This is a genomic window from Streptomyces sp. NPDC048172 (assembly GCF_043202595.1).
GTDB lineage: Bacteria > Actinomycetota > Actinomycetes > Streptomycetales > Streptomycetaceae > Streptomyces.
On sequence record NZ_JBIDAT010000005.1, the window covers coordinates 594,282 to 611,792 of the forward strand.

Annotated in this window: 18 protein-coding genes and 1 pseudogene; 5 read left to right on the top strand and 14 right to left on the bottom strand. The window is 73.2% G+C overall.

The window, feature by feature from the left end:
* Positions 1-104: 104 nt before the first annotated feature.
* Positions 105-1,142 carry a transporter substrate-binding domain-containing protein gene (locus ACGF3A_RS24390; protein WP_393732387.1) on the bottom strand — a complete coding sequence of 346 codons (1,038 nt, stop codon included), beginning with the start codon at positions 1,140-1,142 and terminating at the stop codon, positions 105-107.
* 83 nt (positions 1,143-1,225) lie between these two features.
* Positions 1,226-2,602, bottom strand: a complete 1,377-nt coding sequence (locus ACGF3A_RS24395) for a hypothetical protein (protein ID WP_393732388.1) — start codon at positions 2,600-2,602, stop codon at positions 1,226-1,228.
* Between the two features lie 158 nt (positions 2,603-2,760).
* On the opposite strand from ACGF3A_RS24395, the gene ACGF3A_RS24400 reads away from it, so the two are divergent.
* A complete protein-coding gene (locus tag ACGF3A_RS24400) occupies positions 2,761-3,720 on the top strand; it encodes a glycine betaine ABC transporter substrate-binding protein (RefSeq protein WP_393732389.1) in 960 nt (319 codons plus the stop codon).
* Positions 3,721-3,748: 28 nt separating this feature from the next.
* On the opposite strand, the gene ACGF3A_RS24405 is transcribed toward ACGF3A_RS24400, so the two are convergent.
* From ACGF3A_RS24405 to ACGF3A_RS24415, 3 genes are all read right to left on the bottom strand, one after another.
* Entirely contained in the window at positions 3,749-4,594 is an 846-nt protein-coding gene (locus ACGF3A_RS24405; protein ID WP_393732390.1) for an ABC transporter permease, read from the bottom strand.
* Entirely contained in the window at positions 4,591-5,577 is a 987-nt protein-coding gene (locus ACGF3A_RS24410; protein WP_393732391.1) for an ATP-binding cassette domain-containing protein, read from the bottom strand. Before ACGF3A_RS24410 ends, ACGF3A_RS24405 begins: the two co-directional genes overlap by 4 nt.
* Before the next feature lie 115 nt (positions 5,578-5,692).
* On the bottom strand, positions 5,693-5,944 hold the full coding sequence (locus tag ACGF3A_RS24415) for a WhiB family transcriptional regulator (RefSeq protein ID WP_393732392.1): 252 nt from the start codon (positions 5,942-5,944) through the stop codon (positions 5,693-5,695).
* A gap of 111 nt (positions 5,945-6,055) precedes the next feature.
* Here ACGF3A_RS24415 and ACGF3A_RS24420 point away from each other — a divergent pair, with 111 nt between their 5' ends.
* Complete coding sequence (locus ACGF3A_RS24420) at positions 6,056-6,796, top strand: class I SAM-dependent methyltransferase (protein ID WP_393732393.1); 741 nt, start codon at positions 6,056-6,058, stop codon at positions 6,794-6,796.
* A 17-nt stretch (positions 6,797-6,813) separates the two neighbouring features.
* On the opposite strand, the gene ACGF3A_RS24425 is transcribed toward ACGF3A_RS24420, so the two are convergent.
* Positions 6,814-7,917, bottom strand: a complete 1,104-nt coding sequence (locus ACGF3A_RS24425) for an NADH:flavin oxidoreductase/NADH oxidase (RefSeq protein WP_393732394.1) — start codon at positions 7,915-7,917, stop codon at positions 6,814-6,816.
* Positions 7,918-8,016: 99 nt separating this feature from the next.
* On the opposite strand from ACGF3A_RS24425, the gene ACGF3A_RS24430 reads away from it, so the two are divergent.
* Positions 8,017-8,379, top strand: coding sequence for an ArsR/SmtB family transcription factor (locus tag ACGF3A_RS24430; protein WP_393732395.1), 363 nt, complete (start codon positions 8,017-8,019; stop codon positions 8,377-8,379).
* A 6-nt stretch (positions 8,380-8,385) separates the two neighbouring features.
* Here ACGF3A_RS24430 and ACGF3A_RS24435 read toward each other — a convergent pair whose 3' ends face one another.
* The gene (locus tag ACGF3A_RS24435; protein WP_393732396.1) at positions 8,386-8,994 is read right to left on the bottom strand and encodes a TetR/AcrR family transcriptional regulator; all 609 of its coding nucleotides are present in this window, start codon (positions 8,992-8,994) and stop codon (positions 8,386-8,388) included.
* A 159-nt stretch (positions 8,995-9,153) separates the two neighbouring features.
* Here ACGF3A_RS24435 and ACGF3A_RS24440 point away from each other — a divergent pair, with 159 nt between their 5' ends.
* The gene (locus ACGF3A_RS24440) at positions 9,154-9,891 is read left to right on the top strand and encodes an SDR family oxidoreductase (protein ID WP_393732397.1); all 738 of its coding nucleotides are present in this window, start codon (positions 9,154-9,156) and stop codon (positions 9,889-9,891) included.
* Here the strand turns inward: ACGF3A_RS24440 and ACGF3A_RS24445 are convergent.
* The 3 genes and pseudogenes from ACGF3A_RS24445 to ACGF3A_RS24455 form a co-directional block, all read right to left on the bottom strand.
* Positions 9,854-10,114 carry a S1 RNA-binding domain-containing protein gene (locus tag ACGF3A_RS24445; protein ID WP_393732398.1) on the bottom strand — a complete coding sequence of 87 codons (261 nt, stop codon included), beginning with the start codon at positions 10,112-10,114 and terminating at the stop codon, positions 9,854-9,856. The two genes, ACGF3A_RS24440 and ACGF3A_RS24445, sit on opposite strands and share 38 nt — an antisense overlap.
* 77 nt (positions 10,115-10,191) lie before the next feature.
* A pseudogene (locus ACGF3A_RS24450) lies at positions 10,192-11,976 on the bottom strand (hypothetical protein); the annotation flags it as partial.
* Between the two features lie 23 nt (positions 11,977-11,999).
* Positions 12,000-12,197, bottom strand: coding sequence for a hypothetical protein (locus tag ACGF3A_RS24455; RefSeq protein ID WP_393732399.1), 198 nt, complete (start codon positions 12,195-12,197; stop codon positions 12,000-12,002).
* Between the two features lie 239 nt (positions 12,198-12,436).
* Between ACGF3A_RS24455 and ACGF3A_RS24460 the strand changes: the two genes are divergently transcribed.
* Positions 12,437-13,333, top strand: coding sequence for an MHYT domain-containing protein (locus ACGF3A_RS24460; RefSeq protein WP_393732400.1), 897 nt, complete (start codon positions 12,437-12,439; stop codon positions 13,331-13,333).
* Here the strand turns inward: ACGF3A_RS24460 and ACGF3A_RS24465 are convergent.
* From ACGF3A_RS24465 to sigJ, 4 genes are all read right to left on the bottom strand, one after another.
* Positions 13,288-13,632 (bottom strand): hypothetical protein, encoded by a 345-nt coding sequence (locus ACGF3A_RS24465; RefSeq protein ID WP_393732401.1) that lies wholly within the window; start codon positions 13,630-13,632, stop codon positions 13,288-13,290. The genes ACGF3A_RS24460 and ACGF3A_RS24465 overlap by 46 nt on opposite strands.
* 143 nt (positions 13,633-13,775) lie before the next feature.
* A complete protein-coding gene (locus tag ACGF3A_RS24470; protein WP_393732402.1) occupies positions 13,776-15,599 on the bottom strand; it encodes an FAD-dependent oxidoreductase in 1,824 nt (607 codons plus the stop codon).
* A 428-nt stretch (positions 15,600-16,027) separates the two neighbouring features.
* Positions 16,028-16,471: a carboxymuconolactone decarboxylase family protein gene (locus ACGF3A_RS24475; RefSeq protein WP_393732403.1), complete on the bottom strand. Its 444-nt coding sequence runs from the start codon at positions 16,469-16,471 to the stop codon at positions 16,028-16,030.
* 82 nt (positions 16,472-16,553) lie between these two features.
* On the bottom strand, positions 16,554-17,441 hold the full coding sequence (gene sigJ, locus ACGF3A_RS24480; RefSeq protein WP_393732653.1) for an RNA polymerase sigma factor SigJ: 888 nt from the start codon (positions 17,439-17,441) through the stop codon (positions 16,554-16,556).
* Positions 17,442-17,511: the final 70 nt, after the last annotated feature.

The following is a 17,511-nucleotide window of genomic DNA, read 5'->3' on the forward strand; positions in this document are numbered from 1 at the left end:
CCCAGAGGGTAACGCTCGGCGCGGGAGGCATGGATGTCCCGGTGGACTCCACGGCCGCGCGGGCCCACCGGTACGCCGCCGGAGCGTTCCCCGGGGGGCGGGCCTCAGCCGTACTGCGGTTCCGGGGGCTCGGCCGGGCCCAGCCAGTCCTTCAGCCACCGGTCGTAGCTCTTCTGCCAGGCGCTCTTGCCGGCCTTCTCCAGGGTGCCGTTGATCACCCGCAGCAGGTCGTCGGCGCCGTCCTTCACGGCGACGCCGTAGGAGTCCTTGCCGATCTGCGGCCCGGCCAGCCGAGTGCCGTCCTCCTGGGAAGCCAGGCCCGCGGCGGTCCCGCTGTCGGTCAGGACGGCATCCACGCGGGAGAGCTGCAGCAGCATCAGGCAGTCCAGGGCGTTGGGCCGCCCCCGCATCCACGCGCCGTACTTCTTCTGGCCCTCGTCACTCAGCAGCTCGTAGCCGCTGGAGCCGTAGGCGGTGCACACCGTCTTGCCCTTCAGGGTGCGGTTGAAGCCCGTGATGTCGGAGTGTTCGGGAACCAGCACCTGCTGTCCGGTCTCGAAGTAGGGGCTGGAGAAGTCCACCGGCGGTTCCTCCGGGGTGCCCTTGAGCGCCCGGCAGGTGATCGGCACGGCCTGCACCAGCACATCCACCTCGCCCTCGTCCACGGCCTGTTGGCGGCGGTCGACCGGGACGGTGCGCAGCTCCACCGCGTCGCGGTCGCCGAGCAGGGCGTCGGCCAGCTGCTTGACCAGGTCGATGTCGAAGCCCGCCAGCTCACCCTTGGCATTGCGGTGGCTCCACAGGTTGCTGTTCTGCGCCACCCCGGCGATCAGTTTGCCCCGGTCCTTGATCTTCTTGACGGCGGCTCCGTTCTTGCTGCCGCTCTTCGGGTCCGGACTCACCTTGGTGTCGCAGTTCCCCCCGGCGGACGCCGAGTTCTGCGGGGCCTGCTCCGGCACGCCCGCCTGCGTCGCGGACCGCGCTGTCGAAGTCGGCGCCTGATGCGGTGCGGCGCCGCTGACCGTGGGCACCGTCACCAGCGCGACGGCGGCCAGCCACACCGTGGCCCACCCCCCGGCCACGCGGCGCCGGTCGCGCCGCGGCGCGGCGCCCCGCGCCGGACCGCCGGATCCTGCACCCATGTTCCCCACTGCCGTCCTCTCCCTCATCCGGCCACGGCCCCCGCCGCCGCCCCCGTCCCGGTCCCCGTCCCCGTCCCCGGTGGTCACTGGTACTCCGACAGCCGCTTGCCGACGCCCAGGACCACACCGGCCACGCCCAGCAGACACAGCACCGAGCCGCCGACGGGCAGTCCGGTGAGCGCGCCGCGCCCGTTCTCGGCCCGGTCCTGGAACTGCTTCCACTCGTGGGCGACCGCGGCGGCCAGCTTGCGGTCCATGGCGGCGAAGCTGCGCTCGGTGGTGTCGCTGACGGTCTTGCCGTCGGCCTTGCCGCCGATGGTGCGGGCCACGGCGGCCTCGTAGTCACCCCGGTCGTCCTGCTTCCGGGCCTGGACATGCTGCTTCTTCCAGTCCTTCAGCTCCGCCCAGGCATCCACCACCAGCCGCCGCCCGATCTTGTCCTCGGCCTGCTGCTCGGAGCGCTGCATCAGCCGCTGCCCCTTGTCCTTGTCGTCCATCGCGCCCGCCCAGTAGTCGAACTCCCGGGAATGGGCGGCCCCCTCCCCGCGCGCGACCAGAGCCATGTTCTCGTTCCCGCGGGCCTTCAGGCCCGCGATCCGGGCCTGGGTCAGCACCTGCACCGAGGCCGAGCCGCGGGCTTCGGAGTCCTCCAGCGAGGAGCGGGTCGTGGTGTGACTCACCGTCAGCCAGACCAGGGAGACGAGCACCGCGGCGGCCGCCGCCACCAGGCCCAGGTTGAGCAGCCGGTTGGTGGCCAGGTAGAGCCGGTAGGAGTAGAAGCCGATCACCGCCAGGGCGAGCAGCCCGGCGCCGTAGGTCGCCCAGGGCGGCTCGGCGGTGTCGGCGCGGATCGCGGCCATCCGCCGGGTCTCCGCGTGGTACATGTCCTCGGCCGCCGGGAGCATGGTGGAGCGCATCTGCTCCGAGGCGTACCGCATGTAGGAGTTGCCGACCGGCTTGTTCTCCCTGTTCGCGGAGCGTGCCGCCTCCACCAGGCCGTTGTAGTCGGGCAGTTCCTTGTTCAGGATCGCTATCTGCCGCTGGGCGGCGAAGGACTCCCCGGTACGGGCCGACGCCTTGGTGAGCAGCCGGGAGGCGGTACGGATGTTCGCCTCGTAGGAGACGCGGTCCGCGTGGGATGCCTTGACGCCCCGCAGGAAGCCCGCCGCCGCCGTGGCGTCCGCGTCCGCCAGCGACCGGTATATCTCCGCCGCGTCCGCGCTCAGCGGCGCGGACTGCTCCGCCAGGTTCCTGGCCGCCGTCTGGCGCTCGTGCACCGATACGGCCAGAACCGCCCCGAAGAGCACCGTCACCAGCGTCATGACCAGCCCCGCCAGCCGCAACCGGGCCGGTGGGGAGCCCGTCCCGACGATCCCCAGCACCGCCGAGGCCACCACCCGCGCTCTCCCCCGCCGCCCTCCCGGAACGGCCCGTACGGCCGCCCCCGTCGGTGCGGACACGTGCACAGACGCATCCGGCCCGGACGCGCCCCCCGTCTTCGTCGGCGTCACCACACCGGTCCTCTTCCTCGCCGTTCGACAGCTGCCCGCGAACCTCCCCCCGGGCAGCACCGCTGGGAACACTAGTGCGCCCATTTCGAATGCACTAGGCTGCCGGGATGTCCACCGGGGGAGGCAGCGCACGCGCGTTCAGCGCACAGGCGTTGGATCGACGAAAGTTCCTGGGGGTCCTGGGCGCGGGAGCGCTGGCGCCCGCCGCCCTGGCCGCCTGCGGTACCGGCGCGGAGCCGGGCCGGGCGAAGGCCGCGGCGAAGAAGGACCGGGGAACCATCACCATCGGCTATGTCGACTGGGACGAGGACATCGCGGTCACCGAGCTGTGGAAGCAGCTGCTGGAGTCCAAGGGCTACCGGGTCGAAGCCGTACGGAAGGGCGCCGTCCCCGAGCTGTTCCGCGGGGTGGCCGACAGTCGGCTCGACGTCTTCATGGACGCCTGGCTGCCGAGCGTCCACACCGAGCAATGGGCGCGGTACGGCGGCTCCCTGGTGGACCTCGGCCCCTGGTACGAGCCCGGCGACCTGGGCCTGGCCGTGCCCGACTACGTGGACGAGGTCGAGTCCCTGGTCGACCTGCGGGAGCACGCCGACCTCTTCGACGGGACGATCGTCGGCATAGAGCCGACCGCGGGCCAGACCAGGACCGTCGACAAGTCGGTGATCCCGGAGTACGGACTGCGCGGCAAGTACCGCCAGAAGGCCAAGGACACCGGCACGATGCTGCGGGCGCTGGACGCCGCCTACTCCGCGGAGCGCCCCATCCTGGTGGCCATGTGGCGCCCCCACTGGGCGTTCTCCAAGTACGACATCCGCTACCTGGACGACCCGGCCGACGCCTTCGGCGACCCCGACAAGCTCCACACGCTCGTCTCCCGGAAGTTCCACGACCGAGGCGACAACGAGGCCCTGGAATGGCTGCGGAACTTCCGGGTGACGCCGGATCAGCTGCAGGGCCTGGAGGCCGCGATCCAGGACGCCGGAGGCGCGGAGCACAAGACCGCCACGGTGGAGAGCTGGATAGGCGACAACGAGCCCCTCGTCAAAGAATGGCTCCCCATCTGACCGTTCTGCGCGGTTCTTGGGACGCGCCCTAGGCAGCTCTCCGGTACGCGCGGAAGGCGCGGGTGGAGAGGAGGGCCATGGCGAGCGCCGTCGTGGCGAGGAGCGCCAGGCCGGTGGCGATGTCGGTCCGGTCCGGGTGGGCACGGGTGGCCTCGCGCGCGGCGGCGACCGCCCACTCCACCGGGTTGTACGCGGCGATGCCCCGGACCCAGCCCGGCGCGAGGTGGAGGTCCATCACGGCCGAGCTGAGGAACATCAGCGGCAGGGTGGTGAACTGGGAGATCGCGATCAGCGTCGCCTGCTGACGGGTCAGCAGGGCCACGGCGTTGGAGAGCGCGGAGAAGATCAGCGTCAGCAGCGTCGCGGCCAGGACCATGACGCCGACGCCCGCGACGCCGCCCGTGGCACCGTCCCCGAAGCGTGCCCCCGCGAGCAGCGCGAGGGCCACCACGACCAGGCTCTGGACGACGGTCTGCAGCGCCTGGTGCGCCATGGTCGCGGCCATCATGGCGCCGCGCCCGGCGGGAGAGGCCAGCAGGCGGTCCATCACGCCGCGTTCGATGTCCTGGAGGTACGTCGTCCCGGCCCACGCGCTCGCGAACAGCGCGGTCATCATCACCACGCCCGGCGTGAGGAACTCCAGGAACCCGCCGTCCCCGCGCGCGAATCCGGGCAGCTCGGCGACCGCCCGGAAGAGCTGCCCGAACAGCAGCAGCCAGATCACCGGCTGGACGAGCCCGATGACGAGGAAGGTCGGCATCCGCCACAGCCCGCGCTGGAGGCGCCCGGTGAGGAGCAGGGTGTGGGCGAGCCCGGTCGCGAGCCCGGTCGAGCGTCCGGTCGTGTGCACGGTCGTGTGCGTGGTCGTCGTCACTTCGCCGCCTCCATGGTGTGCCCGGTGTGCCGCAGGTACACGTCGTCGAGCGAGGGGCGGGCGAGCGTCGCGGAGGCGACGGGGACGCCCGCCGCGTCGAGCGCGGCGAGGACGGGCGGCAGGGCCCGCGCCCCGTCGTCCGTACGGCCCCGGACCGCCGTCCCGTCCACGGTGATCTCCCGTAGCCCCGGCACCCGTTCGAGCACGGCGCGGGCGTCGGCGGCGCGCGCTCCGGCGGCGATCTCCACGTGCACCGCGTCCCCGCGCAGCGCGCTCTTCAGCTCGTCCGGCGTGCCCTCGGCGACGACCGTGCCGTGGTCGACGATCGCGAGCCGGTCGGCGAGGCGGTCGGCCTCGTCGAGGTAGTGCGTGGTGAGCAGCACCGTCATCCGCTCGTCCGCCGCCAGCCCGGAGATCTCCCGCCGCATCTCGCTCCGCGCCTGCGGGTCGAGCCCCGTCGTCGGCTCGTCGAGGAAGAGCACGGGCGGCCGGTGCGTCAGCCCGAGGGCGACGTCCAGCTTGCGGGCCATGCCGCCGGAGTACGTGCGTACGGGGCGGTCCGCCGCGTCGGCGAGGCCGAACCTGTCGACGAGTTCGCGGGCCCGCGCCGCCGCCTCGCGGCGCGGCATCCCGTGCAGGCGGCCCGCGAGCAGCAGGTTCTCCCGCGCGGTCGCCGTCGGGTCCGTGCCGGGCTTCTGGGCGACGTAGCCGAGGGCCCGCCGTACCCGGTCCGGCTCCGTGGCCACGTCGAAGCCCGCGACCCGGGCGGTGCCCGCGTCGGGGGACGAGAGGGTGGAGAGGATCTTCACCGTGGTGGACTTGCCCGCGCCGTTCGGGCCGAGGAGCCCGAAGACGGTTCCCGGCGCGGCGGAGAAGCTCAGTCCCCGCAGCGCCGTGACGGGCGGTTTGTTCCTGCCCGCCGAGTAGTTCTTGACCAGACCGACGGCTTCCAGAGCCGTCTCCGCACACCGCAACGCAGCCATCGCCGCACACCCTTGTCAGAATCCGGTGTGACTCCCACCTTCCCGGCGCCTTGGGGCGCGAGGAGGCTGATCGGCGAGGGCGGCTGGGCCCTACGGTGAGATGTCGCGCAGGACGTTAACAAGGACGTGCGACTCGGCGCAACGCGCGTACGGCCAGCTCCCGGCGCTCATTCTCGCCCGTACCGCCCCACACCCCGGACGACTCGCCCATGCTCAGGGCCCACTCCAGGCACTCCTCGGTCACGGGGCAGGTACGGCAGACCGCCTTCGCGCGCTCGGTCTGGAGCGCGCCGGGCCCGGACGACCCCACCGGGAAGAAGAGATCCGGGTCCTCCCGTACGCACGCCGCGCGCCGCCGCCAGTTCATCGTGTCCCTCCTCCACGAGCGGTCCGTCCGCCGCTCGCGAGTGCCCCGTAAATCCCGCCTCAAGCAGGCGAGTTCGGACCGTCCGCCTCAGGGGTGGCTATCGTCTGCGGCATGGCAGAGGAGATGTCCGGGAACTCCGGGACCGCCGCGCTCTACGACGCGCTGAACCGCGACCGGAGCGACCTGGACGCATACGTCGGCGTGGTGGAGGAGCTCGGGGCGCGGCGCGTGCTGGACATCGGCTGCGGGACGGGCGTGTTCGCGCTGCTGCTGGCGGCGCGCGGGGCCGAAGTGGTGGGCGTGGAGCCCGCGCGGGCCTCGCTCGACGTGGCGCGGGCCAAGCCGGGTGCCGGGCGCGTGCGCTGGATCCACGGGGACGCGACGGCGCTTCCGCCGCTGCGGGCCGATCTCGCGACGATGACGGCGAACGTCGCGCAGGAGATCACCGAAGGGCCCGCCTGGTACGCCACGCTGCGCGGCGCGTACCGCGCGCTGCGGCCGGGCGGGCACCTGGTCTTCGAGAGCCGCGACCCCGCCCGGCGCGCCTGGGAGGGGTGGAACCGCGCGGAGTCGTACGGCGTGACCGACGTCCCGGGACTCGGCTCCGTCGAGAGCTGGGTCGATCTGGTGGAGGTCGCGGGGCCGCTGGTGACGTTCCGCTGGACGTACGTGTGCGCGGAGGACGGCGCGACGCCGGAGGAGAGGCTGACGGAGGAGTCGACGCTGCGCTTCCGCGCCCGTACGGAGATCGAGGACGACCTCGCCGCGTGCGGCTACGAGGTGCGGGAGGTGCGCGACGCGGCGGACCGCCCGGGAAGGGAGTTCGTCTTCGTCGCGCGCCGCCCGCACTGACGGATCGGCCGGACGGCTCAGACCGCCCGGTGGTACGGCTCCGGCCAGCGCGGCTCGGCGCCCAGTTCGCGCGCGGCCTCGTTGGGCCAGTACGGGCGGCGCAGCAGCTCGCGGCCGAGGAGCACGGCGTCGGCCTGGCCGGAGGCGATGATCTCCTCGGCCTGGCGGGGCTCGGTGATGAGCCCGACGGCGCCGACGGGCAGGTCCGTCTCCTTCTTGACGCGCTCGGCGAAGGGGACCTGGAAGCCGGGGGCCGGGGAGATACGGGCGTCGGGCGCGTTGCCGCCCGTGGAGGTGTCGAGCAGGTCGACGCCGCGCGCGTGCAGCTCCTTGGCGAGCCGGACGGTGTCGTCGCCGGTCCAGCCCTCGCGGCCGTCCTCGGCGTTCTCACTGAGCCAGTCGGTCGCGGAGATCCGGAAGAGCAGCGGGAGTTCGTCGGGCCATACGGCGCGGACCGCGTCCACGACCTCCAGCGCGAAGCGGCTGCGACCCTCGAAGGAGCCGCCGTACTCGTCGGTGCGGCGGTTGCTGAACGGCGAGAGGAACTCGTTGATCAGATAGCCGTGGGCGCCGTGGATCTCGACGGTCTTGAAGCCGGCGGCGTGCGCCCGCCGCGCGGTTTCGGCGAACTGCCCGACCAGTTCCCGTATCTGCTCGGGCGTCAGCTCGTCCGGCACCGTGGACGCCTCGCTGAACGCGACCGGGCTGGGCCCGACCGGCTGCCAGCCGTGCTCCTCGCCGGGCGCGAGGGGCGCTCCGCGCCGTACCCAGGTGCGCTCGGTGGACGCCTTGCGCCCGGCGTGCGCGATCTGGATCCCGGGGACGGTGCCCCACTGGGAGAGGAAGTGGTTGATCCGGGCGAACGCCTCCTGCTGGCGGTCGTTCCACAGCCCCAGGTCGTACGGGCTGATGCGGCCGTCGGGGCGCACCGCCGTCGCCTCGAAGAGCGCGAGCCCGACGCCGCCGACCGCGCGCGAGCCGAGGTGCGCCAGGTGCCAGTCGGTGGGCACGCCCTGCTCGGGCCCCTCGGGGGCCGCGCTGTACTGGCACATCGGCGCCATCCACACACGGTTGGGCACGGTCACCGACCGCAGAGTCAGCGGCTCGAACAGTGCGCTCACGACACTCTCCCGTCTTGCCAGGGTCCTGGATTCGCTTATTACGATAACGACCGTACTACGGCAGCTGTCAAACTATGACGCCTGTCGTACGATGGCAGCGTGCCGACGACGACCGCAGCCCGCGAACTCCCGCACCCCGCACGGGAGGAGATCCGCCTCGCCACCGTGCTCCACGCGCTCTCCGACCCCATGCGGCTGCGCATCGCGACGGCCCTGGACCCGCACGGCGAGGGCGAGGGCCGCGGCGCCAGCTGCTCCCAGGTCGACCTGCCGGTCTCCCCCTCGACGGTCACCCACCACTTCCGCGTGCTGCGCGAGGCAGGTGTGATCAAGCAGTGCTACCGAGGCACCGCCAAGATCAACTGCCTCCGCCGCACCGACCTCGACACCCTCTACCCCGGCCTCCTGGACGCGATCCTGACCGGGGCCCGCCGCGAGACGGAGCCCGGCACCGCGCCGTAGCCCGCCTCAGCGGCGGACGGTCAGGCCGTCCAGGGTGAGGTCGAGGAGGCGTTCGGCCTGTTCGCGCTGGTCGGGGCGGGCCGAGGTGAGGGCGATGCCCGCGAGGGCGGCGCTCAGGTCGGCCGGGCCGATGTCGGCGCGGATCGCCCCGTCGGCCACGCACGCGTCCATCAGCGCCGTCACGGCGTCCTGGATCATGTCCCGGCTCCGCCCGTACGGGTTCTCGCCCGCGGCGGCGAGGGCGCGCAGCGCGTCGGCCATGCCGAGTTTCGCCGAGACGTAGTCCAGGAAGAGGCGGGTCCAGGCGCGCAGCGCCTCGTACGGCGGCTGCGCCGCGAGGAGTTCGGGGACGGCGTCGCACAGCCGCGCCACCTCGTTGCGGTAGGCCGCCTCGATCAGCGCCTCGCGGGTGGGGAAGTTGCGGTACAGGGTCGCGCTGCCCACGCCCGCCACCTTGGCGATGCGCTCCAGATGGGCGTCCAGCCCCTCCTCGGCGAACACCCGCGCGGCGGCCGTGAGGATCTTGTCCCGGTTGCGCCGCGCGTCGGCGCGCAGCGGGCGCCGCGCGTCGGGCGCGTCGAGTGCGTCGGGTGCGTCGGGTGCGTCCTGGGTCATCGGCTGCCGCCACTTCCTCGCGCTGCGATCTTCGGAGTTGCCAAGTGGGGGCGCCCCCACTTAACCTCGAACAAGTGGGGACGTCCCCACTTCCACTGTAGGTCATGCCCAGGCCGCGGTCTGACCTGCGCACATTCCTCCGTAAGGAGCGCCCCACCCATGTCAGGAATCGAAGGCAAGGTCGTCGCGATCACCGGTGCCAGCAGCGGCATCGGCGCGGCGACGGCGACGCACCTCGCCGGGCAGGGCGCGCGGCTCGTGCTCGGCGCCCGGCGGGAGGACCTGCTGGGCGAGGTGGTGGAGGGGATCACCGCGCGGGGCGGCACCGCCGTCGGGGCCGTCACCGACGTGACGCGCCGCGAGGACATGCGGCGCCTCACGGACACGGCCCTCGACCACTTCGGCCGACTCGACGTCCTGGTCTCCAACGCGGGCACGATGGCCGTGTCACCCTTCGACGAGCTGCGCCAGGACGACTGGGACGCGATGGTGGCCACGCACGTCACCGGCCTGCTCAACGGCATCGGCGCGGCGCTGCCCGTCTTCCGGGAACAGCGCTCGGGACACTTCGTCAACGTCGCCTCGACGGCGGCCTACGTCACCAAGTCCCCGCAGGGCGTCTACGCGGCCACCAAGGCGGCCGTGAAGGTGCTGACCGAGGGGCTGCGGCAGGAGTCGGGGCCCGATCTGCGCGTCACGCTCGTCTCCCCCGGGTTCACCGACACCGACGGCGTGGGCAAGGGCGGGAGCCCCGAGGCGGCGGAGGCGCTGGCCCGGCAGCGCGACGAGATCGCCATGCCGCCCTCGGCCGTCGCCTCCGCGATCGGCTTCGCGATCGAGCAGCCCGCCGGTGTCGACCTCAGCGAGGTCGTCGTCCGGCCCACCGCACAGGGCTGACGGGCGGGGAGGACGGCCCTGCCGAGGTGAGGGCGATCCGGCGGCGCTCCTCGTCGAGTTCGGCGACGGTGACGCGGACCGTGTCGCCGGGCGTGAGCCGTTCGCCGGGGAGCAGCCCCTCGACGCCGGGCGCGAGGCGGACGAAGGTGCCCATGGGCACCGCCGCGACGACCGTGCCGTCCACGGCGTCGCCGGCCCGTACGCCGCGCGGAACGGGCGCCACGGATCGGGCAGCAGCGCCTTGACGGACAGCCCCACGCGCTCCCCCGACCAGTCGACGTGCAGCACCTCGGCGCGGATCCCGCGCCCGACCGGGGCGACGTCGTCCACGGACTCGAAGCGCTCCCACGACATCTCCGGGACGCGCAGGAACCCGAGCCCCTCGCCGCGCGGCCGGTCCAGGTCGACATGGACCCCGACGTCGTCGAGCCCGCTCACGACGGTCCCGGTGACGACGTCCCCGGGCCGCAACGAGGCCAGCAGCTCCCGCCGTTCGTCGGCGGGCGTACGGTCGCGGCGCCAGCGCGCCCGTACGACGCCGTCGGCGTCCGGCAGCACCCCGGTGAGCAGCGCGTGCCGCGCGGGGTCGGCCAGCGGCACCAGCCCCGCGCGGCGGCCGGGTCCCTCCGGGATCTGGGCGTGGGCGCGCTCGTCGCCCATCCACGGCTCGGCGACGCGCGCCGCACGGAAGGTCCCGTCCGCGTCGCACTGGACGAGCAGTTCGAGGCGCTCGGGCGGCCCGGTGCGGCGGACGGCCGCCCGTACGGCCTGGATGTCGTCGCTCGGATCCGGCCAGACCGCCAGCCTGGCGCGCGGCGCCAGCCCGGCACGCGCCGCGTCCACCCCCTCGGCGCCCTCGGCCCCCTCCGCGCCGGTCAGCCGGTGCCAGCGCCTGCCGTGTCCGACGTGCTGCTCCTCCAGCAGCACCGCGCCGCGCTCCGCGACGAGTCGGCGCACGCGGGCCCAGAACGCGTCGTCGGCCGGCGGCCGTACGTCGGTCGTGTCGGACTCCGGGTCGTACGGCGAGCGCACGGCCTCCTCGGCGCGCAGCCCCAGCGCGCGGGCCCGTGCCGCGGCCCCGTCCAGCGGGCGGTCGGCGCCGACGTGGATCTCGGCCCGATCCCCCACGTGCGCGAAGAACCCGCCCGCGCCGCGCAGTCGGCACCAGGCGCCCTCGCGCAGCACCATGGCCCGGACGAGCCCGAGACCCGTGGCCAGCGGGACGCGCGCCCCGTCGTGGTAGCCGGACAGGTCGGCCGGGAAGAGCCCGGCGAGCCCGTGCCCGCGCCAGGCGCCGCGCGTGGAGAAGGAGAAGAACCCCTCCGCCATCGGGTTGTCCAGCGTCAGCTCCTCCACCCCGGCGTCCAGCGCGAAGCCCGCCACGGCGGCGACGCACGCGGCGGCCGTCGCCTCCCGGGAGGCGGCACCGCGCCCGGCGGCAGGGGCACCGGGGATCAGGCGCCAGACGGGGGAGGGTGCGGATGCGGAGGAGGTCACGGACGTCACGCACGCAGCGTACGGGCGGCGGCGGATCCGGAACCACGAGTTGCGGGGGCCCCGTGAAGATCTGGTGACCGGGCATCCATATTGCAGCACAGCGAAGTCGTACATACACTGCGGGTTACAGCGGTTCGCCCCGGTCCCCGGCGAACAGGTGCTCGTGGATGGCGTGTTGCCGTCGCGGGCGCATTCCTGACACCCCGAAGCCGGGCGCGCTCCACCCCGTGACGATCGAGCGCCTCGGCCCAGCCCTTCTCCCACGCCTCGGAGGGAAGGGATCGGGGCGGCCCTGGGGCGCGAGGGGGGGGCCTTGCAGCGCCCCGGGCCGGGTCCGACCGTCGCCGAGCCATCCGGCGGCGGTCGGACATCACGGGGCAACGCGCGGGCGACCCCGTGACCCGTTCCCCAACTATCCCCGCCGGAGCGGATATATGCACTGTCCGTGCGCCAAGAAGGCGCGCGAACACGCCGAGTGCAAGAGAAACCGGTGACAGCTCCGCCGGATGGGCCGGAGGGGGTGGCCCGGGACGGGAGGAGGTGAGGGAGAGCGCGCTCGCCCCAGGCCACCGGAAACGGCGCCCTCATCGGACGCGCGGCCCCGAGTGCCCTCACCTCCCGGACGTATACCGTCCGGATCCGGCCATCGCCTCGGCGCGCTCGCCTCCGTCCCGGCCACTGTCGCCGTGCGGCTCGTCCTCGTCGGCGAGGCCCTCGCGCAGGGCAGCGAGGACCGTGCACCAGGTGACGACGAGGACGGCCAGGGAGAGGGCGAGGACGAGGGCGAAGATCGTCAGCACGAGGTTCACGGAGCCCATGATGGGGGTCGGTGGCCTCCGCCGCCGAACCGGCGACGTCCGCAAAACCGTTCGGCCGACAGCTCGTTGGGCGCGCGCGGCACCAGGGGCGTCGCACCGGCGCCGCCGCTTTGCCGGAGCACAGCCCACCGCCGTGAAAAGTTGGCTGGAATTCGCCGTTAGAGTGGCCCTTGCCCTCGCGGCATCTCCACCCCACCCCCCACTGAGTGATCATTTAAGGGTCTTCACGCATGCAAGGCACGATCGACGGTTTCCACTACGGCCTGGTCACCCCCGTGGCCGGTTACATCATGGCGTGCCTGGGCGCCGCGCTCGGGCTGCGCTGCACGGTGCGCTCGCTGCGCACCGACCGCTCGTGGAAACCCGGGTGGCTGGCGCTGGGCGCCGCGTCCATCGGCTGCGGGATCTGGACGATGCACTTCATCGCCATGCTCGGCTTCCAGGTGCAGCAGGTCTCCATCAGCTACGACGCGCCCCTGACCATCCTCAGCCTCGTCGTGGCCGTCGTGGTGGTCGCCGTCGGCGTCTTCATGGTCGGCTACCGGGGCACCGCCCCCGCCGTCCTGCTCAGCGCGGGCGTGCTGACCGGGCTCGGGGTCGCCGCCATGCACTACCTCGGCATGGCCGCGATGCGGATCGACGGACAGGTCGAGTACGACCCGCTCGTCGTCGCGCTGTCGGTCGTCATCGCCATCGGCGCCGCGACCGCCGCGCTCTGGGCGGCCGTCTCGATCCGCGGCTTCCTCGCCAGCCTGGGCGCGAGCGTCGTGATGGGCGTGGCCGTGACGGGCATGCACTACACCGGCATGGCGGCGGTCAGCGTGCGCGTGGACGAGATCGCCGGGCCGCGCTCGGTCGGCGGCTCGCCCGCCGTGGAGATGCTGCCGATGCTGATCGGCCCGCTGAGCTTCCTGATCATCGCGGGCGTGGTCGTGATGTTCGACCCGATGCTGATCATGGGCGACGACGAGCCCGCGGCCCGTACGCGCGCGGGGCGGCCCGCCGCGGCGCATGCCGCGGAGAGCCGCCCCAGGGTGCCGTCCCGGACCCCCTTCTTCGACGAGCGCTCAGACGGGGCCCGTCAGGAGAACACCACCGACCTGACCTTCAGCCGCTCCGTGCCGTAGCCCGTGAAGGGACGCATGCTGAAGTGGGCGCCCGTGCAGTCGGGGCCCGAGAAGACCGCCGCGGTCGCGTCCGTACGGTTCCGCGGGGTGTGCGCCGGGGGCTGATCGATCGGGTCGGCGGCCTCGGGCAGGGTCAGGCACTCGCGGCTGGGCGGGTCCTCCAGGACTCCGATCTGCGGGCCCATGTGCGACTCGTAGAGGTAGCTGAACGTGCCCGTCGCCGCGGCGGCCGGGGCCGCCAGGGCCAGGGCAAGCGCGACGGCGCCGAGTCCGGTGCCCACGGTGGTGCGGAGCCTCATGGAGGGTCCCTTCTCTCAGGGTCGTTCGTGATCGTCGTTCGTGATCAAGCGCTCCGTTTCTGCCCGTCGCGCGGGCGGCGATACGTCCGTGACCCCGGGCTCACTCGAAGGCGTGGAATCGATCTGTCGACGTGTGGCGGGCGTCAGCCCAGGTCGAAGAGGTTCGGGAGGCCGAGCCGGTAGCGCGTACGGTCGTGCCGCTTGAGCGCCTCGACCGCCGGGGCGCGGAAGAGCGGCTCGACCGTGCAGCGTTCCGCGTCCGAGCCCGCGTGCTCCAGCAGCGCGTTGACCGCGGCGCGTGCCGAGGCGTTGGCGCCCTCCATGGTGGCCAGGTCGATGTCCACGGAGACGTAGTCGCCCGCGAGGTAGAAGTTGGGCACGCGGGTCTCGGCGTCGGGCCGCTTGTGGAAGGTGCCGACGGGGTGGATCAGCAGCTCGTCCTCGTTGGTGGGGTGGGGCGTGCCGATGCCGTCGACGCCCGGGTCGAGGAACCAGGAGTGCAGGGCGCTGTCCTTGAGGACGGTCTTGCCGGTGTCGTTGAGCGCGGCCTTGAGCTGGGCCCAGACCTCCTTGGCGACCTGCTCGCGGGTGCACTCCTTCGCGGTCTTCCCGTAGAGGACACCGGGCTTGTCCCACTCGGAGATGTCCACCGAGAGGCAGTCGGCGGCCTTCCCGTCGCCGTAGTCGGCGGGGAAGTCGCGGGCCGGCCAGTGGGTGGCCTGCGCGATGGCGGTGAGCGACCAGGGCGAGTCGATGCAGTTCAGGTGGCCGTGCAGGATGGGCGTCCGCTCGGTCAGATAGAACTGGATGCCGGTCATCCAGTCGGTGCGCAGCTCGTCGCAGCGGGCGAGCTGCGGGTCGGCGGCGCGCAGCTCGCGGCTCCACAGCTTCCGGGCGCGCTCGACGGGCAGGGCGCAGACGTAGTGGTCGGCGGTGATGTTCTGCCGCTTGCCGTCGGGGTCCTTGACCGCGACGTGCGGCACCTTCCCGTCGGCGTACGGGACGCCCTCGACCTCCCAGCCGACGCGGAAGTCCACGCCGAGCGACTTCAGGTGGTCCACCCAGGGGTCGATCCACGCCTCGTTCGTCGGCGCGTTGAGGATACGGTCGGGCGGACCGTCGGCGCCGAGGCCCATCGCGTTGAAGACGAACGCCTCACCGAGCGTGCCGACCGTGCGGGTGCTGGCCTCCTCGGCCTTGGTGGCCACGATGTTGCGGGTGACGCCGATGGCGAGGATCCGCTGGTAGTCCTCCGACATCTTCTCCGCGCGGACGAACTCCCACCAGGGCGTCTCCTCCCACGTCTTGTCGCGCCGCTCGTCGCAGCTCGTGAGGAAGACCAGGGCCCGGCCGACGAAGTACGCCGTCTCGTGCGCGGGCAGGTTCAGCGCCGTGTCCAGGAGCGCGGTGAGCATCCGCCGGATCTCGTCCGGCGTCAGCTCCGGCGGCTCCCCTCCCCCGTCCCCCAGCCACGGCACGGGGAAGCGCAGGTCCTCGCGGCCCGTACGGGCGAACATCATCTCGCGGGGCGCGACGAGGTTGTCGAAGACGCCCTTCGCGTTGCCGGGGAAGGGGATGCGCCGCATCGTGTCCGGCAGGTTGTGGTAGATGCCCGGGATGAACCGGAAGCCGTGCTCGCCGGGCAGCGGCTTGCGCGCGCCCTTCGCGCTGTCCGGTACGTCCATGCTGCGGGCCTTGCCGCCCAGCGCCCGGCGCTCGTAGACGGTCACGGCGAAGCCGCGCTCCGCCAGTTCGTGCGCGGCGGTGAGCCCGGCGACGCCGCCGCCGAGCACGGCCACGGAGGTCGCCGCCTTGCCCGGGCCCCGCGCGCCCCGCCCTCCCCGCGCGCCCTCCGGCGCGGCGGTGGCGGAGGTGGCCACGCCGCCCACCACCGCCCCGGCCGCGACCACTCCGGCCCCCGTCACGACCGTCCGTCTGTCCGGACCCGCGCCAGTTCCCCGACCCATCGTGCCCCTCCCCCACTCCTCCGGCTTACCGTGAGTAAGCCCCGCAGGCGCAGGAGCATATTGCGGTCACCGCCGCCCCGGAAGACACGGGGGTGAGGGACGTGACGTTGGCTGAAAGTCCCTGTCCCGTAAGGGAGTTGGCCGGGCAGCCGGTCCGTGCCCGGCGGATCTTGACTGCCCTCTGCTGTGGCTACTGGGCAGGGGCTGCCTCTTGCCGTGCATCGCAGGCTGCGGCCGCGTCGTGGCTTGTCGCGCAGTTCCCCGCGCCCCTGCGGGGCGCCCCCTGACGGGGCGTTCCGAGAACGTCCCCAAGGGGCGCGGGGAACTGCGCGCTCAGCCACAGCGACGGCCGCAGTCTGCGATGCACGGCAAGGAACAACCCCTGCCCAGCCCTGAGAAGAGGGCAGCCATGATCCGCCGCGAACGCCTTAGTCGGCGGTCCGGGCCGGCCTCATTTCCAGGGGGACGCCGAAGCGGTTGAGGGCGTTGATGAGCGAGACCTGGACCACCAGGTGGCCCCGCTCCGACTCGTCGGGGACCTGGGCGCACAGCTCGTCCCAGAGCGGGTCGGGCACCTGGGGGCCGCGGGTGACCGCGTCCGTGTAGGCGAGGGCCGCCCGCTCCTTCACGTCGAACAGCTCCGACTCCTCCCACACCGGCAGCTGGTCCAGCCTGTCCTGGCGCTCGCCCAGGCTCCGGGCCTCGCGCGTGTGCATGTCGACGCAGTACACGCAGCCGTTGAGCTGCGAGGCCCGGATCTTCACCAGCTCGCGCAGCTTCGCGTCGAGCGGTCCGGTGCGGATCGCCCCGTCGGCCTGGCGGAACGCCTTGTACGGTTCCGGGGCCGCCGTGCCGAGATCCATCCTTGCCATGATGCGTGTCTCCTCGGTCGTTCGCTGATGTGCTCACCAGGGAGACGAGGCGGCACCCCTCCGCGTGACGGCCTCGGGCGGATCAGATGTGGGCGAGTTTGCCCGGGTTGAGCTGGCGCCAGTACGAGACGATCCGGCCGCCGCTGACCCGCACGGTGTCCACGGCGTGCACGGGGCCCTCGCCGCGCACTCCGTCGGCCGCCCGGCGGTACAGCAGCGCGGGCTCGCCGCCGACCTCGACCAGCTCGACGACCGACACTCCCGCCCTGCCGCCGACGCGCAGCACGACCTCGGCGACGCGCCGACCGCCGACGATGGGCTTGCGCGCCGCGAACACCTCGCCGCCGCCGTCCGTGACGTACACCGCCTCGGGGTCCAGCAGCCGCACCAGCCCCTCCAGGTCCCCCGCCTCGTACGCGGCGCGGAAGGCGCGCAGCACGCGCTCGCGCTCGGCACGCGACGCCGCGACCCCGGCGTCGGATTCCGAGTCGGTCTCGCGCGCGGCCGCGATCCGGCGCCGGGCCCGGGTGGCGAGCTGCCGGACGGCGGCGGGCGAGCGGTCCAGGACCTCCGCGATCCTCGGGGGCGCCAGCCCGAACACGTCCCGCAGCACGAACGCGACACGCTCCGGCGGCGACAGCTCCTCCATCACCAGCATCATCGCCGTGCCGACGGACTCGTCGACGAGCACCGGCTCCGCCGCGTCCGGCCCCGTCAGCAGCGGCTCGGGCAGCCACGGGCCGACGTACGTCTCGCGGCGCACGCGCGCCGACCTGAGGATGTCGTACGCCCGCCGGGCCGCGACCGTCACCAGCCAGGCCCTCGGGTCGGCGACGTCCTCCAGCCGGGCGCGCGTGGTGCGCAGCCAGACGTCCTGCACCACGTCCTCGGCGTCGGCCACGCTGCCCAGCAGCCGGTAGGCCACGCCGAAGACGGCGGGCCTGTGCTCCTCCCACTCGGCGCCGGGCATGCCCGTGCCGGATCCGCGCTCCCGTTTCTCCCGTTCGCTGATCACACGGCATTCAACCAGCGCGGGGACC

Coding starts and splice junctions, on each gene's coding strand:
- ACGF3A_RS24470 (WP_393732402.1), bottom strand. CDS start 15,599: ATGGGTCGGGGAACTGGCGCGGGTCCGGACAGACGGACGGTCGTGACG.
- ACGF3A_RS24410 (WP_393732391.1), bottom strand. CDS start 5,577: ATGGCTGCGTTGCGGTGTGCGGAGACGGCTCTGGAAGCCGTCGGTCTG.
- ACGF3A_RS24465 (WP_393732401.1), bottom strand. CDS start 13,632: ATGAGGCTCCGCACCACCGTGGGCACCGGACTCGGCGCCGTCGCGCTT.
- ACGF3A_RS24435 (WP_393732396.1), bottom strand. CDS start 8,994: ATGACCCAGGACGCACCCGACGCACCCGACGCACTCGACGCGCCCGAC.
- ACGF3A_RS24460 (WP_393732400.1), top strand. CDS start 12,437: ATGCAAGGCACGATCGACGGTTTCCACTACGGCCTGGTCACCCCCGTG.
- ACGF3A_RS24390 (WP_393732387.1), bottom strand. CDS start 1,142: ATGGGTGCAGGATCCGGCGGTCCGGCGCGGGGCGCCGCGCCGCGGCGC.
- ACGF3A_RS24440 (WP_393732397.1), top strand. CDS start 9,154: ATGTCAGGAATCGAAGGCAAGGTCGTCGCGATCACCGGTGCCAGCAGC.
- ACGF3A_RS24475 (WP_393732403.1), bottom strand. CDS start 16,471: ATGGCAAGGATGGATCTCGGCACGGCGGCCCCGGAACCGTACAAGGCG.
- sigJ (WP_393732653.1), bottom strand. CDS start 17,441: ATGCCCGGCGCCGAGTGGGAGGAGCACAGGCCCGCCGTCTTCGGCGTG.
- ACGF3A_RS24415 (WP_393732392.1), bottom strand. CDS start 5,944: ATGAACTGGCGGCGGCGCGCGGCGTGCGTACGGGAGGACCCGGATCTC.
- ACGF3A_RS24400 (WP_393732389.1), top strand. CDS start 2,761: ATGTCCACCGGGGGAGGCAGCGCACGCGCGTTCAGCGCACAGGCGTTG.
- ACGF3A_RS24420 (WP_393732393.1), top strand. CDS start 6,056: ATGGCAGAGGAGATGTCCGGGAACTCCGGGACCGCCGCGCTCTACGAC.